The sequence below is a fragment of the Tropicibacter oceani genome (genome assembly GCF_029958925.1).
Classification (GTDB): Bacteria; Pseudomonadota; Alphaproteobacteria; order Rhodobacterales; family Rhodobacteraceae; genus Pacificoceanicola; species Pacificoceanicola oceani.
The window spans coordinates 2714382-2728705 of the sequence record NZ_CP124616.1; the positions used below are offsets into that span (position 1 = coordinate 2714382).

Below are 14324 nucleotides of genomic sequence, written 5' to 3' on the forward strand. Positions count from 1 at the left end.
CACTGACACTGACACCGCAGTTTTACACATCCTGGAAAAGGAACACCGTGATGAAAACCCTCGTACTTGCCGCCTGTACCGCCCTGTCTCTGGCCGGCGCAGCCCAGGCCCAGCAGGCCCCCGAAACGCTGGTCACCATCCTGACCGCCCCCGAACCGCAGACCCAGCTGATGGCCATGGTCCTGGCCATGCAGGCCGCCGAACAGGGCGCGGCGCCGCATATCCTGCTGTGCGGTCCGGCCGGCGACCTGGCGCTCAGGGACGCGCCCGCCTCGGCCACCGCGCCGCAGCCGCCGCGCGACATGAGCCCCCAGGGCCTGCTGACCAAGATCGCCGCCATGCCCGGCGCCAAGGTCGAGGTCTGCGCCATCTACCTGCCCGCCAAGGGCGCACAACCCGATGTGCTGCTGGACGGCGTGGGTGTTGCCCAGCCGCCCGCGATGGCGGCGGCGATGATCGCGCCGAACGCCCGCATCGCCAGCTACTGAAGGCCCGCGCCCGCCTGCCCCCGGTGGCAGGCGGGCCGCAGCCTTCGACACTTTGACGCCAAGGGAAGGGAATACCATGGATATCAAACCGTACGGACTTAGCAAACTGAACAGACGCCAGCTGCTGACGCTGGCGGCCGGGGGCACGGCCCTTGCCGCAACAGGCGCGGCCAGCCCGGCGCAGGCGCGCATCGCCACCAAGGCCCGCATCGTGATCATCGGCGCAGGCGCCGGGGGGACGGCGCTGGCAAACCGGCTGGTCACCCGGCTTGAGGGCGCGCAGATCACCCTGATCGACCCGCGTGTCGAACACCTGTACCAGCCCGGCCTTTCGCTGGTGGCCGCGGGCCTGAAACCGGCGGATTACGTGGTGTCGAAAACCACCGACTGGCTGCCCGATGGCGTCACCCTGATCGCCCAGGCCGCCGCCGCGATCGACCCCGAGGCCAAAACCGTCGATACCGCTGACGGGCAATCCCTGCCCTATGATTTCCTGGTTCTGGCCCCCGGTCTGGTGCTGGACCATGACGCAATCGAGGGTTTCTCGCTGGACATGGTCGGGCAGAACGGGATCGGCGCGCTTTATGCCGGGCCGCGCTATGCGGAGGCCACCTGGAAGGCGGCGCAGGCCTACACCGAAACCGGCGGCGTCGGTCTGTTCACCCGCCCCGCGACCGAAATGAAATGCGCCGGGGCGCCGCTCAAGCATACCTTCCTGATCGAGGACATCGCCCGCAGCGCCGGCACGCGCGGCAAGCTGGACGTGCACTACATGGCCAACAACGACAGCCTGTTCGGCGTGCCCATCGTGTCGGAAAAGGTGCGCATGCTGTTCGGCGATCGTGGCATCACCCCGGCCTATTCCCATGTGCTGCGCGCCATCGACGCTGGCGCCCGCACCGCCACCTTTGACACCCCCACCGGCAGCGTCACGCGCGATTACGACTATATCCACGTCATCCCGCCGCAACGCGCCCCCGATGTGATCCGCCAGTCCGGGCTGAGCTGGGCCGACAAATGGACCGATCAGGGCTGGGTCGAATGCGACAAGGCCAGCCTGCGCCACCTGCGCCACGATACCATCTGGGCGCTGGGCGACGTGGCTGGCGTGCCCAAGGGCAAGACCGCCGCGTCGGTCAAATGGCAGGTGCCGGTGGTCGAGGACGGTCTGATCGCCGCCATAGAAGGCCGCGAGCCGACCCAGACCTACAACGGCTATACCTCTTGCCCGATGATCACCCGCGTCGGCCGCGCCATGCTGGTGGAGTTCGATTACAACAACAACCTCACCCCGTCCTTCCCGGGCATCATCGCCCCGCTGGAAGAGCTGTGGATCAGCTGGCTGATGAAGGAAGTGGCGCTGAAGGCCACCTACAACGCCATGTTGCGCGGCCGCGCATAAAGGAGAGAGCACATGAAAGATCTGACATTCTGGACCATCCTTGCGGTATTCGAGGAAATCTTTGGCCGCGGGCTGTTCTGGGCCATGGTGGTGGCCGCAGTGCTGGTGACGCTGGCCTATATCTACGTGCTGATCCGCGATCACAGCATTTCGTGGCGCAAGTTCCTGCTGGCGCAGCTGTCGATGCCCTTTGGCGCCGTCGCGGCGGTCTGGTTCGTGCTGGCGGTGACCAATTCACGCCTGAGCAATCTTGGCGGGCCGGTGGACGTGATCGTCTTTCTTGGCATTGCCGCCGCCGGGGCCGTCGGCACCGCGATCCTGGTCTACACCGCGCAATCGCTGTTCCTGCGCAGACCCCCGTCGGCCTAGGCAGGTCGGCCCGCCGGGGTGCTGGCGGGCCGCATTCCTTTGCCGGTTTCGCCCTGCCGCGCCTTGCGGGCACTTCCCTTTGGGCGCTGTCTCGGCTAGGCCCAAAGCGTGGCAATGCAAGCGAGACAGCCGATGAAAACCATCTATGTTCTGAACGGCCCCAACCTGAACCTGCTGGGCAAGCGTCAACCCGAGATCTACGGCCATGACACGCTGGACGATGTCGAACGGCTGTGCCAGAGCGTCGCGCACGACGGCTTTGCCATCCGCCAGCTGCAATCGAACCACGAAGGCCAGATCGTCGACTGGATCCACGAAGCCCGCGAAGACGGCTGTGGTATCGTCATCAATGCCGGGGCTTACACGCATACCTCGGTGGCCATCCTGGACGCGCTGAACACCTTTGACGGTCCGGTGATCGAGGTGCACATCAGCCAGGTGCACAAGCGCGAAAGCTTTCGCCACCATTCCTATATCTCGATGCGCGCCGATGGGGTGATCGCGGGGCTGGGGCTGGAAGGCTATGCCGCCGCCGTCCGCCGCATCTGCCAGTTGACCCAAGGTTGACGCAGGTGATGCAGCGCCCGGGGTAACGGCGACGGAGCGCCGGGCTGAAAGCCCGGCCTACATCCCCGGGTCAAGGGCTGTGTCAAGACGAGCGGAATGGGCGCGCCGGTGCCGGGCTAGTGCTTTTCGGGGTCGAATTCGCCTTCGTGCCCAAAGCTTTGCTTGTTGGCGGCTTTCTGCGCCGCGATTTCACTGGCCGAGGCACCGTTTTCGGTCATCCTGGTGATGATCTCGTTGGCCTTGGCCTTGTGGCGGGCGTCCATGTCTTTTTGCTGATTGTCTGTCATATCCGGGGTCCTTGTTCGCGTGTCTGCCGCCGGTCAGTGCACCCAACCGGGGCCAAGCAAGTGGATATTGGCAGAGCGCCACCATGGGCGTCTTTGATCGGGGTTAATCGCCGGGCGCGCGCCCCTCCATCACCCCAGCGCGTAGCCTGCCCCGCGCACCGTGCGCAGCGGGTCGTCGCCGCCGTCGCGGGTCAGCGCCTTGCGCAGCCGGCCGACATGGACGTCGACGGTGCGGGTGTCGACATAGATGTCGCGGCCCCAGACCCGGTCCAGCAGCTGTTCGCGCGAAAACACCCGCCCCGGTTTTTCCATGAAGGTGGACAGCAGGCGAAACTCGGTCGGGCCCAGTTTCAGCGCCGCCTCGCCGCGCGTAACACGGTGGGTTTCGGCGTCCAGCCGGATGTCAGCGTATTCCAGCACCAGCCCGGCGGTCGAGGGGCGCACGCGGCGCAGCTGGGCGCGCACCCGCGCCATCAGCTCGATCACCGAATAGGGTTTGACGACGTAGTCATCGGCGCCGGTTTCCAGCCCGCGCACCTTGTCCACCTCGTCCGAGCGCGCCGACAGCATGATGATCGGCACGCTTCGGGTTTCGGGGCGGGTCTTGAGCTGGCGGCAGACCTCGATCCCCGAGACCTCGGGCAGCATCCAGTCCAGCACGATCACGTCGGGCGATTCCTCGGCGACCAGCAACAGACCCTCGGCGCCATCCTCGGCGGCCACCACGCGAAACCCCTCGGCTTCGAGATTGTAGCGCAGCACCTCGCGCTGGGCCGGTTCATCCTCGACCAGCAGCACAAGCGGTTGATCGGCGGCCATGGTCCTAATCCCTGTCTGCGTCCAGCGCACGGCTGAGCGCCGCGTCGGTCGAGGTCATGTCCTGCTTTTCGCGCGCCTCGTCGGGTTTGCGCCCCGTGGTCAGGAACACCACCTGTTCGGCAATCGCCGTGACGTGATCGCCCATGCGTTCGATGTTCTTGGCGATGAAATGCAGGTGCATGCAGGCGGTGATGTTGCGCGGGTCCTCAAGCATGAAGGTCAGAAGTTCGCGGAACAGCGTGTTGTACATCTGGTCGATCTCGCGGTCGCGGTCGATCACGTCCAGGGCCAGCGCCTCGTCGCGGTGGATATAGCTGTCAAGCGCATCCTTGAGCATCACCTCGACTTCGCGCGCCATGCGCCGCAACGAGGTCGCGCTGCCCTGGATCGAGGGCAGATCCACCAGCACGCTGGTCCGCTTGGCCATGTTCTTGGCCAGATCGCCGATGCGTTCGAGGTTGGCGGACATGCGCATGACCGACAGGATCACCCGCAGGTCAATGGCGGTGGGCGCGCGCAGCGCGATGACGCGGGCGGCCTCGTCGTTCAGGCTTTCTTCGAGCGCGTCGATCACCTTGTCGGCCTTGCGGGTCTTTTCGGCAAGCTCGACATCGCGGGTTTCCAGCGAAACCGCACTGTCGCGGATCGCCAGTTCGACCAGCCCGCCCATCTTGAGGATCTTGGCCTGGATGCCTTCGAGATCGCGATCGAAGGCCGAGGAAATGTGCTGATGTTGGTCCTGCATGGCTTATCCAATCCGTCCGGTGATGTAGGATTCAGTCCTGGGGTCGCTGGGGTTGGTGAAGATCTGTGCGGTGTCGCCGAATTCCACCAGGTTGCCGAGGTGGAAGAAGGCAGTGCGCTGGCTGACGCGGGCGGCCTGCTGCATCGAGTGGGTGACGATCACCACCGAGTAGTTCTGGCGCAGCTCGTCGATCAGTTCCTCGACCTGGGCGGTGGCAATGGGGTCAAGCGCGCTGCAAGGCTCGTCCATCAGCAGAACCTCGGGTTCGGTGGCGATGGCACGGGCGATGCACAGGCGCTGTTGCTGGCCACCCGAAAGGCCGGTGCCGGGGGCTTGCAGGCGGTCCTTGACCTCGTTCCAGATGGCGCCGCGGCGCAGGGCCTTTTCGACGATCTCGTCCAGCTCGGCCTTGTTGCGGGCCAGGCCGTGGATGCGCGGGCCATAGGCGATGTTGTCATAGATCGACTTTGGAAAGGGGTTGGGTTTCTGGAACACCATGCCGACCTTGGCGCGCAGCTGCACCGGGTCGACGCGTTTGTCATAGATGTCTTCGCCGTCCAGTTCGATGCGGCCTTCGACACGGCAGATGTCGATGGTGTCGTTCATCCGGTTCAGGCACCGCAGGAAGGTGGATTTGCCACAGCCCGAGGGGCCGATGAAGGCAGTCACGGTCTTGTCTTCGATATCGACATCCACGTCCTTGATGGCCTGGTTGTCGCCGTAATAGACCTGAACGCCGCGTGCGCCGATCTTGATGTCATTCGTGGCCACGGTTCTCTCCGATTTATGCGGTGCGTCGTACATGGTAGGGATCCCTTTGCCGGCTTACCAGCGGCGTTCAAAGCGGCGGCGCAGCAGGATGGCGATGATGTTCATGGTCAGAAGGAACACCAGAAGGATGATGATGCCGCCCCAGGCGCGTTCGTAATAGGCCGGGTCGGCGCGTTTCGCCCATTCGTAGATCTGCGCGGGCATGGCCGAGTTCGGGTCAAGAAAGCCGCTGGCGATGCCGCCGGGATAGTTGGTGGCGATATAGCCGACCATGCCGATCAGCAGCAGCGGCGCGGTTTCCCCAAGCGCCTGTGCCAGCCCGATGATGGTGCCGGTCAGGATACCGGGCATGGCCAGCGGCAGGACATGGTGAAAGGTCGCCTGCATCTTTGAGGCGCCGATGCCAAGCGCCGCGTCGCGGATGCTGGGCGGCACCGATTTGAGCGAGGCGCGGGTCGAGATGATGATCGTCGGCAAGGTCATCAGCGTCAGCACCAGCCCGCCGACCAGCGGCGCCGATTGCGGCAGGTGCGCGAACTGGATGAACACCGCAAGACCAAGGATGCCAAAGACGATCGAAGGCACGGCGGCAAGGTTCGAGATGTTCACCTCGATCAGGTCGGTCAGACGGTTCTGGGGGGCGAATTCCTCGAGGTAGATGCTGGCCGCGACGCCGATGGGCAGCGACAGCACCAGCACCACCAGCATCATGAACAGCGATCCCAGCATGGACACGCCAAGCCCGGCCTGTTCGGGGCGCGATTCCGAGGCGTCGGCGCCGGTGATGAAATCGGTGTTGAAGGCCCGTTTGACCACCCCGGCGGCGCGCAAGGCATCCACAAGATCAAGGTGTTCGGCGTCGATGTTCTTGTCGCGGGCGACGCTGTCGCGGGTCACCCGGCCCTTGATGTAACCATCGACGCGGGACGAGGCGAGAATGCGGAATTCGACGGTCTGGCCGATCAGCGCGGGGTTGGCGATGACCACATCGCGCACCTGCGCCGCGGCCGAGGCCGAGATCAGCGCCTTCATGTCCTTGTCCTTGGCCAGCGGCGTGTCGATGCCCAGCTTTTGCACCTTGGCAAAGATCGCCTTTTGCACCAGCGGGTCATAGCCAAAGGTCGAAACCTTCTTGATGTCCTCGAGATCGCCGTTGCCCTTCTTGTCCAGCTTGGCCGGGTCCAGGTAGACCTCGGCGGTGATGAAGGTCTGCTGAAAGGCGCCCAGCCCGTTCGACAGGATCGCCGTCAGCAGCACGACCAGGAAAAAGATGCCGGTGGCGATGGCGGCAATGCCATAGGCGCGAAAGCGGCGCTCGGCGCGGTTGCGGCGGGTGGTGCGCGCATCGGCCGACATCAGCGATGGGCGCGGCGCGGTTTCGGCGGCGTTGGGGCGGGTGTCGGTCATTCGTACTGCTCCCGGTATTTGCGCACGATATAAAGGGCAAGGACGTTCAGCCCCAGCGTCAGGACGAACAGCGTCATGCCAAGCGCAAAGGCGACCAGCGCCTCGGGGCTGGCGAAATCGGCGTCGCCGGTCAGCTGGCTGACGATCTTGGCGGTGACGGTGGTCATGGCGTCAAAGGGGTTCATCGACAGGCGGGCCGCGGCCCCTGCCCCCAGCACCACGATCATGGTTTCGCCGATGGCGCGACTGGCAGCCAGAAGCACGGCGCCGACGATGCCCGGCAGGGCGGCGGGCAGCACCACCTGGCGGATGGTTTCGCTTTGCGTTGCGCCCAGGCCATAACTGCCATCCCGCAGCGACTGCGGCACGGCGTTGATGATGTCATCGGACAGCGAGGACACGAAGGGGATCAGCATGATGCCCATGACCAGCCCGGCGGTCATCACCGCGGTTCCGGCCTGCATCCAGCCCAGCCCGTCGCGGCCAAAGATGCCCAGCAGCAGCGGACCGACCGTCAGCAGCGCAAACAGGCCGTAGACGATGGTCGGAATGCCCGCCAGCACTTCGAGCAGCGGCTTGGCCACGGCGCGCACCCTGGGTCCGGCGTATTCCGACAGGTAGATCGCGGCAAACAGGCCGATCGGCACCGAAACCGCCAGCGCGATCACCGAGATATAGAACGTGCCCCAAAGCAGCGGCCAGATGCCCAACTCGGAGCCACCGCCAAAGGACGGCGACCAGGTCAGCGAACCAAAGAAGTCGCGCGCCGGGTAAAGGTCGAAGAACCGGATGGTATTGCCGATCAGCGAAAAGACGATCCCGACCGTGGTCAGGATGGCGATCGAGGCGGCGAACAGCAACAGGCCGCGCACCCCCTGTTCGACCACATTGCGCGCGCGGTAGTCACCGTAACACTGGCGCAGCCCCAGAAGCAGCCCGATGGCCGCCGCGCCCAGCACCGCGATGGTCATCCACAGGTTGCCCGCAGCGCTGAGCACGCGGTAGCGGCCAGCGGCGTTCAGAACCTCGGGGGTGACATCGGACCCCAGCGCCACGCCGGCACCCGCCAGCACGTCGCGCACATCTTCGGCGGCGATCTCGGCACTTTGGCGGGCGGTCAGGGCGCCCTGCCGCACGGCGCTGTCCAGCCCGTCCGCGACGCGGCGCACGTCGGACATCACCAGCCCGCGGCTGCCGCCTTCGGCAATGGCGCTGTCGGGCAGCAGCCCGGCAACCTGTCCGTTGATCAGCAGCGGTTGCACCAGAAGCCAGACCACCAGCAGCCCAAAGGCCGGTGTCACCACCTTGAGCGCGACGTTCCAGCCGTAATAGTTGGGCAGCGAATGCAGTTTGCGCCGGTCCCCCTGGACCGATCCAAGCGCCCGAAAGCGCCCAAGGGCAAAGCCGAGGGCGCCAAGCGCGATCACGAGTGTGGCAAGCCAGAAAAGCGGCATTTTTCCCCCGGGTGTTCTGGTTCAGCAGCGGGCCCTGACAGGGGCCTGCAAAAAGGCCGGGGCAGCATCATGCGCCGCCCCGGCCCGTGATTGGTTTACATGTCGCCCATGGTCTTTTCGTCCGCAACCGTTTCCTGGGTTGCAGTCAGTTCCGGGTCGGACACCAGGCCGTATTCGGCCAGCGGGCCATCGGGGCCTGCGATTTCATCGGCCACGAAGAATTCGGCAAATTCCTTGAGGCCCGGGATCACGCCGATATGCGCCTTCTTGATGTAGAAGAACAGCGGGCGCGAGACCGGGTATTCGCCGGTCGAAATGCTTTCCGTGGTCGGCTCGACGCCGCCCATGGTGGCGACCTTCAGCTTGTCAGTGTTGTTTTCGTAGAAGGCCAGGCCAAAGATGCCGACGCCATTGGCGTTGCTGTCGATGCGCGCCAGGGTTTCGGTGTAATCGCCGTCGATGTCGACCGATTTGCCATCGGTGCGCACCGCGATGCAGGCGGCTTCGGCGTCGTCTTCGGACATGCCTGCGGCGATCATCGCCTCGTGTGCGCCGGTGGTCTCGCAGCCTGCGGCCAGCACTTTTTCCTCAAAGACTTCGCGGGTGCCGTGCTTGGTCCCCGGGATGAAGGCGGCGATTTCGACCGCCGGAAGATCGGCGTTGAAATCGGACCACAGGGTATGGGGGTTGTCGACCAGCGCGCCGTCCTTGAGGACCTTGGGCGCCAGGGCGTTGTAGATGTCGGCCGGTTCAAAGGCGGTGAAGGCCGGGCCGTCGATCTGGCTGGCAAACACGATGCCGTCATAGCCGATGCGCACTTCGATGATTTCGGTCACGCCGTTTTCGGCGCAGGCCTTGATTTCCTTTTCGCGGATGGCGCGCGATGCGTTCGCGATGTCGATGGTGTTTTCGCCGACGCCTTCGCAGAACCGCTTGAGCCCCGCCGAGGAGCCACCGGATTCGACCACGGGTGTCGGGAAGTCGAAGTTTTCACCAAAGGCCTCGGCCACGATCGAGGCATAGGGCAGCACGGTCGAGGATCCGGCAACCTGCACGTTGTCGCGCGCGGTGGCGGCAGTGGCAGAGGCGGCAGCAATCGCCAGGACAGAGGCGGTGAGTTTCACGTTCATGTCGAACTCCTGAAGTCTTGTGACGGGCATCCCCTTGATGCCTGCCCTGTGACCGGGTGCTATTGATCTTGCGCAATCCTTTTGTGACAGCCGTGTAACAGTTTCATGACAAGGCCGCGTTTTGCCCGGCCTGTCGCAACGTAAGGGGATTGAAGGGCGGCAAAGCCGCGTGCCCCGGTCCAAGCCTCTGAGTGCGGCTGGCAGCGCAGGCCCGCCGCGCGGGCATCACTCCACCGGAAGCACGACGGAAAAGCAGCTGCCCCGGCCAGGCGCGCTGTCGATGCTCAGCCGCCCGCGGTGGCGCGACACGATGTGCTTGACGATCGCCAGGCCCAGCCCGGTGCCGCCCTTTTCGCGCGACCGGTGGCTGTCGACGCGGTAAAAGCGTTCGGTCAGGCGCGGCAGGTGCAGCGGATCAATGCCCGGCCCGCTGTCCTGCACGTCGATCCGGATGCCTTCGCAGCGCAGGCGGGGGCGGTATTCGGGCGGGCTCAGCCGGATGGTGACCGCTGCGCCCTGCCCCGAATACTTGATCGCGTTCTCGATCAGGTTGGTCAGCACCTGCCGCAACTGGTCCGCGTCACCGGTGATCTTGCAGGGCGTGTCCGGCAGCTGGCACTCCAGCGTCACGCCGGCATCGCGGGCCACCTGCGACAACCCGCGCACCGTGTCCGAGATCAGCTCGGCCGGGTCCAGACGCCCCGTCGGCCGCACACGCTGTTCCTGCTCGACCCGGCTGAGCGACAACAGATCGCCCACCAGCCGGTTCATGCGCGCCGCCTCGCGCTCCATGATCTCAAGAAAGCGCAGCCGCGCCGGCGCATCCCCCTGCGCCGGTCCCTTCAGGGTTTCGATGAACCCCATGATGGCGGTCAGCGGCGTGCGCAGTTCATGGCTGACATTGGCGACGAAATCGCGTCGCATATGGTCCAGCTGCTGCAGGTGGCTGACATCCTGGAAACAGACCAGCACCCCGGTGCCGCCCGCCTCAAGCGGGACAGGGCGCACCGTGGCGAAATAGGTGGTGTCCTGATCGCCATCGCGCGTCAGGTACTCGGCCTCGCGCGGGGCCCGGTCGGACAGGCAGGCCTCGATGGCATCCAGAAGGGCGGGCTGGCGCAGGGCATTGATGAAATGCCCCCCCGCCAGCGCCGCCCCCAAAAGCGCCCGCGCCGGCGCATTCGCCGCCGCGACCCGTTCGTTCTGGCCGATCAGCAGGACCGGCAGCGGCAGCGCATCCAGATAGGCCTGGGCCGACATGCCCTAAATCCCCTACACCAGGCCCGCAGCGCGCAGACCGTCATCGAAACAGGCCAGCAGCGCCTCGGGGTCCTCAAGGCCGACCGAGACGCGAAAGAACCCCTCGGACATGCCTAGCGCTTCGCGCCCCTCGGGCGTCAGCGCCCGGTGCGACGACGACGCGGGATGCGACAGCGTCGTGCCCACATCGCCCAGGGTCGGCGCAAAGGCGATGCCGCTGGCGCCCTTGGCAAAGGCATTGGCCGCCGCGCGCCCGCCTTCGATCTCGAAACTCACCATGTTGCAGCCCTGCCCCTGCAACAACCCCTGCGCGCGGGCCGCATCGGGATGATCGGCGCGGGTCGGGTACAGCACGCGGCGCACCCCGGGCTGGCCCGCCAGATGCGCCGCCAGCCGCTGCGCGGTGTCCTGGGTGCGGGCAAAGCGCAAACCAAAGGTCGCAAGACCGCGCTCGGCCAGCCAGCAGTCAAAGGGACTGGCGGTCAACCCGGTGGTCACCGCAAAGACCCGCATCCTGGCGGTGATCTCGGGATCGACCGCCGCCACCCAGCCCAGCGTCACATCGGAATGCCCCGCCAGCAGCTTGGTCACCGAATGCAGGACGATATCGGCCCCATGCTCGACCGGGCGAATGGCGGCCGGCGTGGTAAAGGTGTTGTCCACCACCAGCAAAACCCCGCGCGCCCGGCACAGCGCCGCGATCCCGTCCAGATCGGCCACCCGCAAGGTCGGGTTGGACACCACCTCGATCAACACCATCCGCGTCTCGGGCCGCAAAGCCGCCTCGACCGCCGCAACATCGGTGGGATCGGCCAGCGTGGTGGCAATCCCCAGCCGCGGCAGATCCTCGGCCATCATCCGCATGGAGCGCCCATAAAGCTGGTTGCCACCCACAACATGATCACCCGCCTTGCACAGCCCCAACAGGACCGCCGTAACCGCTGCCATGCCGGACCCGGTGACAATGCCGCCGTCCATCCCTTCCATGGCATCAATCCGCGCCGCCAGCACATCGGCGTTCGGATGGCCCTCGCGCGCATAGGTATGGCCCTTGACCCGCCCCTCGTACTGCGCATCCAGCGCATCGGGGCTCTCCGACGCATAAACCACCGACGGCATGATCGGTGTCACCACGGGCTGAGAGGCCCCTACCCCCGGGACGACCGGCCGTTGCAAAGTGCGTTTCATTCCAACCTCATGGTTTCCATTTGCCCAAAATATCCCGGGGGAGTCGCGCACCGACGGGGGCAGCGCCCCCGGACCTGGAAAATTTTCCCCGAAAAATTTTCCTCCCGGCTCAAAGCGCGCGCAGACCCTTGGCGTAGCGCGCGGCATTGGCCTGGTAGTGGCGCGCCGATCCGCGCAGCCCCTCGATCGCCGCCTCGTCCAGCTGGCGCACCACCTTGCCCGGCATGCCCATCACCAAGCTGCCGTCCGGGATCTGCTTGCCTTCGGTGATCAGCGCCCCTGCCCCGATCAGGCAATTGCGGCCGATCTTCGCGCCGTTCAGGATGGTTGCCCCCATTCCGATCAGGGTATTCTCGCCGATCACGCAGCCATGCAGCATGACCTTGTGGCCAATCGTGCAGCCTGCCCCGATCACCAGCGGAAAGCCCATGTCGGTATGGCACACGACATTTTCCTGCAGGTTCGATCCGGCGCCGACGCGGATTTCCTCGTTGTCGCCGCGCAGGGTGCTGCCGAACCAGACGCTTGCGCCGGCCTCCAGCACCACCTTGCCGATCAGGTTGGCATCCGGCGCCACCCAGGCATCGGGCGCCGCCACGGGCTCGATCCCGTCCAAAGAATACAGCGTCATGCCAGCTCCTCGAATTCCTTTTGCAGTTTGCGCACATGCGCCACCAGCGATGGCTGTTGCAGCCGCCGCAGGCGGGTTGCCGTCACGATGGTCTGCAGATCGCCAAAGGTCCGGTCCAGATCGTCATTGACCAGCACATAGTCATAGCTGCCCCAGTGGCTGATCTCGTCCCAGCTCTTCTGCATGCGCTTGGCGATCACCTCGTCGCTGTCCTGGCCGCGGCTGATCAGCCGCCGGCGCAGTTCCGCGATCGAGGGCGGCAGGATGAAGATCGACAGCGTGTGCTGCCCCAGCGCCGAGTTCACGATCTGCTGCGCGCCCTGCCAGTCGATGTCGAACAGCACGTCGCGCCCTTCGTCGATGGCCTCTTGCACCGGGCCGCGCGGGCTGCCGTAAAAGTTGCCAAAGACATGGGCGTGTTCCAGCATGCCGTCGTTGTTCACATCCCGCTTGAACTGCGCATCGGTCAGAAAGTGGTAATCCTGGCCGTCCACCTCGCCCGGGCGCGGCGCGCGGGTGGTGGCCGAGACCGAGAAGCTGAGCGAGGGATCCCAGGCCAGCAGGCGTTTGGACAGGGTCGATTTGCCCGCGCCCGAAGGCGAGGAAAGGATGATCAAAAGGCCGCGGCGCCGCGTCATGACTTACTCCACATTCTGAACCTGTTCGCGCATCTGTTCGATCACCGTTTTCAGCGCCAGCCCGGTCCGGGTCAAGGCCGCATCGCCGGATTTGGAGCACAGGGTATTGGCCTCGCGGTTGAATTCCTGCATCAGGAAATCCAGCTTGCGCCCGACCGAGCCTGCCTCGGCCAGCAGGTCGCGCGCCGCGGTCACATGGGCGCGCAGGCGGTCGATTTCCTCGGTCACGTCGGCCTTGACCGCGATCAGCGCCAGTTCCTGCGCGATGCGCCCGGCGTCCATGCCATCGCTGTTGTCCATCACCCGCGCCAGCTGGGCGCGCAGCTTGTCGGCCTGCGCGCCTTCGCGGGCGCGGGCCTGGGTTTCGGCCGCATCGACCAGGGCCGCGATCTCGTCGCATTGGCGCGACAGGACCTCGGCCAGCTTGACGCCTTCGGCGCGGCGCATGTCGACGAAGGCGGCCAGGGCCTGTTCGAAATCGGCCATCAGCGCCTTGAGCAGCGCGCCCTGATCCACATCGCCTGCCTCGCTGGTCATCACGCCGCGCAGCCCGACGATATCGGACGCCGTCGACGGCGCCAGCGACAGCCCGATCGCCATGGCCTGATGTTCGATCTGCGTCATCGCATCAAGCACCGCGTCCAGCTGCGCCGCGTCCAGCCGCAGCGCGCCCTCGCCCGCAACCGAGGTGATACGCAGCGCGATCTGCACGTTGCCGCGCACCAGCGCCTTGCCGGCCAGGGCGCGCACCTGCGGTTCAAGCCCGTCGATCCAGTCGGGCAGCCGCATGCGCAGGTCCAGCCCCTTGCCGTTGACGCCGCGCAATTCCCAGGTCCAGCTGAACCCCGCGGCCTCGCCCTGAAGCGAGGCGAACCCTGTCATCGACTGCCGCATTCCGGCCTCCTTTGTTCTGCCACGATTGGCCTAGCGGCCCGGAACCGCCATGGCAAGCATGATGCCGGTTCATAATCGTTAACGCATTGACCCCGCGCCCTATTTCCACAGGCGACGCCGACACCACCGGGCGCGGCCGTCTAGCGCGCGGTTAACCTTTTGGTCACAAATAAGGCGAAATTGGGACAGGGTTCTGCTAGTAAGGACTCAGCAAGAATGATTAAATGTGTGTCAGGCGGAAGGGGGCTCCTGCCGGACGGAAGAAACGCTAGGA

16 protein-coding genes are annotated in these 14324 nt (G+C 65.5%); 4 read left to right on the forward strand and 12 right to left on the reverse strand.

The genetic code is table 11. From position 1 onward, the window contains the following. The first annotated feature begins 50 nt into the window (after nucleotides 1-50). From QF118_RS13085 to aroQ, 4 genes are all read left to right on the forward strand, one after another. Nucleotides 51-488: a hypothetical protein gene (locus QF118_RS13085; RefSeq protein ID WP_282299496.1), complete on the forward strand. Its 438-nt coding sequence runs from the start codon at nucleotides 51-53 to the stop codon at nucleotides 486-488. A gap of 76 nt (nucleotides 489-564) precedes the next feature. After that, nucleotides 565-1890, forward strand: a complete 1326-nt coding sequence (locus QF118_RS13090) for an NAD(P)/FAD-dependent oxidoreductase (RefSeq protein ID WP_282299497.1) — start codon at nucleotides 565-567, stop codon at nucleotides 1888-1890. Between the two features lie 12 nt (nucleotides 1891-1902). Next, nucleotides 1903-2259 (forward strand): DUF5368 domain-containing protein, encoded by a 357-nt coding sequence (locus tag QF118_RS13095; RefSeq protein ID WP_282299498.1) that lies wholly within the window; start codon nucleotides 1903-1905, stop codon nucleotides 2257-2259. Between the two features lie 132 nt (nucleotides 2260-2391). Beyond that, nucleotides 2392-2826, forward strand: a complete 435-nt coding sequence (gene aroQ / locus QF118_RS13100) for a type II 3-dehydroquinate dehydratase (protein WP_282299499.1) — start codon at nucleotides 2392-2394, stop codon at nucleotides 2824-2826. 116 nt (nucleotides 2827-2942) lie between these two features. Here aroQ and QF118_RS13105 read toward each other — a convergent pair whose 3' ends face one another. The 12 genes from QF118_RS13105 to QF118_RS13160 form a co-directional block, all read right to left on the reverse strand. After that, nucleotides 2943-3113: a hypothetical protein gene (locus tag QF118_RS13105; RefSeq protein WP_282299500.1), complete on the reverse strand. Its 171-nt coding sequence runs from the start codon at nucleotides 3111-3113 to the stop codon at nucleotides 2943-2945. Nucleotides 3114-3242: 129 nt separating this feature from the next. Further along, nucleotides 3243-3932: a phosphate regulon transcriptional regulator PhoB gene (phoB, locus tag QF118_RS13110; RefSeq protein WP_282299501.1), complete on the reverse strand. Its 690-nt coding sequence runs from the start codon at nucleotides 3930-3932 to the stop codon at nucleotides 3243-3245. A 4-nt stretch (nucleotides 3933-3936) separates the two neighbouring features. Further along, entirely contained in the window at nucleotides 3937-4677 is a 741-nt protein-coding gene (gene phoU / locus QF118_RS13115) for a phosphate signaling complex protein PhoU (RefSeq protein ID WP_282299502.1), read from the reverse strand. Nucleotides 4678-4680: 3 nt separating this feature from the next. Next, nucleotides 4681-5481, reverse strand: a complete 801-nt coding sequence (pstB, locus tag QF118_RS13120; protein WP_282299503.1) for a phosphate ABC transporter ATP-binding protein PstB — start codon at nucleotides 5479-5481, stop codon at nucleotides 4681-4683. 21 nt (nucleotides 5482-5502) lie between these two features. Next, nucleotides 5503-6855, reverse strand: coding sequence for a phosphate ABC transporter permease PstA (pstA, locus tag QF118_RS13125; RefSeq protein WP_282299504.1), 1353 nt, complete (start codon nucleotides 6853-6855; stop codon nucleotides 5503-5505). Beyond that, entirely contained in the window at nucleotides 6852-8309 is a 1458-nt protein-coding gene (gene pstC / locus QF118_RS13130) for a phosphate ABC transporter permease subunit PstC (RefSeq protein WP_282299505.1), read from the reverse strand. The genes pstA and pstC overlap by 4 nt, the downstream gene beginning before the upstream one ends. 95 nt (nucleotides 8310-8404) lie before the next feature. Continuing rightward, nucleotides 8405-9439 carry a substrate-binding domain-containing protein gene (locus QF118_RS13135; RefSeq protein ID WP_282299506.1) on the reverse strand — a complete coding sequence of 345 codons (1035 nt, stop codon included), beginning with the start codon at nucleotides 9437-9439 and terminating at the stop codon, nucleotides 8405-8407. 225 nt (nucleotides 9440-9664) lie between these two features. Beyond that, nucleotides 9665-10699, reverse strand: coding sequence for a sensor histidine kinase (locus QF118_RS13140; protein ID WP_282299507.1), 1035 nt, complete (start codon nucleotides 10697-10699; stop codon nucleotides 9665-9667). Between the two features lie 12 nt (nucleotides 10700-10711). Further along, entirely contained in the window at nucleotides 10712-11887 is a 1176-nt protein-coding gene (locus QF118_RS13145) for a trans-sulfuration enzyme family protein (RefSeq protein ID WP_282299508.1), read from the reverse strand. Nucleotides 11888-11996: 109 nt separating this feature from the next. Further along, nucleotides 11997-12518 (reverse strand): gamma carbonic anhydrase family protein, encoded by a 522-nt coding sequence (locus QF118_RS13150; RefSeq protein ID WP_282299509.1) that lies wholly within the window; start codon nucleotides 12516-12518, stop codon nucleotides 11997-11999. Next, nucleotides 12515-13156, reverse strand: a complete 642-nt coding sequence (gene gmk / locus QF118_RS13155) for a guanylate kinase (protein ID WP_282299510.1) — start codon at nucleotides 13154-13156, stop codon at nucleotides 12515-12517. Before gmk ends, QF118_RS13150 begins: the two co-directional genes overlap by 4 nt. A gap of 3 nt (nucleotides 13157-13159) precedes the next feature. Then, nucleotides 13160-14050: a YicC/YloC family endoribonuclease gene (locus QF118_RS13160; protein WP_282299511.1), complete on the reverse strand. Its 891-nt coding sequence runs from the start codon at nucleotides 14048-14050 to the stop codon at nucleotides 13160-13162. Nucleotides 14051-14324: the final 274 nt, after the last annotated feature.

Excerpts from the sequence above, each read along its gene's own strand:
- QF118_RS13085 (WP_282299496.1), top strand. The coding sequence starts at position 51 with ATGAAAACCCTCGTACTTGCCGCCTGTACCGCCCTGTCTCTGGCCGGC.
- QF118_RS13090 (WP_282299497.1), top strand. The coding sequence starts at position 565 with ATGGATATCAAACCGTACGGACTTAGCAAACTGAACAGACGCCAGCTG.
- QF118_RS13095 (WP_282299498.1), top strand. The coding sequence starts at position 1,903 with ATGAAAGATCTGACATTCTGGACCATCCTTGCGGTATTCGAGGAAATC.
- aroQ (WP_282299499.1), top strand. The coding sequence starts at position 2,392 with ATGAAAACCATCTATGTTCTGAACGGCCCCAACCTGAACCTGCTGGGC.
- QF118_RS13105 (WP_282299500.1), bottom strand. The coding sequence starts at position 3,113 with ATGACAGACAATCAGCAAAAAGACATGGACGCCCGCCACAAGGCCAAG.
- phoB (WP_282299501.1), bottom strand. The coding sequence starts at position 3,932 with ATGGCCGCCGATCAACCGCTTGTGCTGCTGGTCGAGGATGAACCGGCC.
- phoU (WP_282299502.1), bottom strand. The coding sequence starts at position 4,677 with ATGCAGGACCAACATCAGCACATTTCCTCGGCCTTCGATCGCGATCTC.
- pstB (WP_282299503.1), bottom strand. The coding sequence starts at position 5,481 with ATGTACGACGCACCGCATAAATCGGAGAGAACCGTGGCCACGAATGAC.
- pstA (WP_282299504.1), bottom strand. The coding sequence starts at position 6,855 with ATGACCGACACCCGCCCCAACGCCGCCGAAACCGCGCCGCGCCCATCG.
- pstC (WP_282299505.1), bottom strand. The coding sequence starts at position 8,309 with ATGCCGCTTTTCTGGCTTGCCACACTCGTGATCGCGCTTGGCGCCCTC.
- QF118_RS13135 (WP_282299506.1), bottom strand. The coding sequence starts at position 9,439 with ATGAACGTGAAACTCACCGCCTCTGTCCTGGCGATTGCTGCCGCCTCT.
- QF118_RS13140 (WP_282299507.1), bottom strand. The coding sequence starts at position 10,699 with ATGTCGGCCCAGGCCTATCTGGATGCGCTGCCGCTGCCGGTCCTGCTG.
- QF118_RS13145 (WP_282299508.1), bottom strand. The coding sequence starts at position 11,887 with ATGAAACGCACTTTGCAACGGCCGGTCGTCCCGGGGGTAGGGGCCTCT.
- QF118_RS13150 (WP_282299509.1), bottom strand. The coding sequence starts at position 12,518 with ATGACGCTGTATTCTTTGGACGGGATCGAGCCCGTGGCGGCGCCCGAT.
- gmk (WP_282299510.1), bottom strand. The coding sequence starts at position 13,156 with ATGACGCGGCGCCGCGGCCTTTTGATCATCCTTTCCTCGCCTTCGGGC.
- QF118_RS13160 (WP_282299511.1), bottom strand. The coding sequence starts at position 14,050 with ATGCGGCAGTCGATGACAGGGTTCGCCTCGCTTCAGGGCGAGGCCGCG.